Here is a 275-nt window from a genome sequence, read left to right on the forward strand (position 1 = left end):
CCTGTGACCCCCTGCTTGTAAGGCAGATGCTCTCCCAGCTGAGCTAAGATCCCATTTCTTTTTGATAAAAATAAAAGAGGTTGAGAAAGCGTGCTTACTGCTTTCGACCTCCTCGCATCAGTTTCTTTTCTTTTTTAGCGACCCGGATGGGGTTCGAACCCACGACCTCCGCCGTGACAGGGCGGCGCTCTAACCAGCTGAGCCACCGGGCCATCTGAATTATACATTCAAAACCACACACTGAAAAATTTCACATCCGGAGATAACTCCTCTTT

Annotated in this window: 2 tRNA genes (1 of these 2 cut by a window edge); both read right to left on the reverse strand. The window is 48.7% G+C overall.

The window, feature by feature from the left end:
* Nucleotides 1-54: transfer RNA gene (locus DWZ69_RS12155), tRNA-Val, on the reverse strand (it extends 71 nt beyond the left edge of the window).
* A gap of 84 nt (nt 55-138) precedes the next feature.
* Nucleotides 139-212, reverse strand: a tRNA-Asp gene (locus DWZ69_RS03660).
* Between the last annotated feature and the right edge of the window lie 63 nt (nt 213-275).

The organism is Eubacterium sp. AF34-35BH (assembly GCF_003477765.1).
Classification (GTDB): domain Bacteria; phylum Bacillota; class Clostridia; order Lachnospirales; family Lachnospiraceae; genus Eubacterium_G.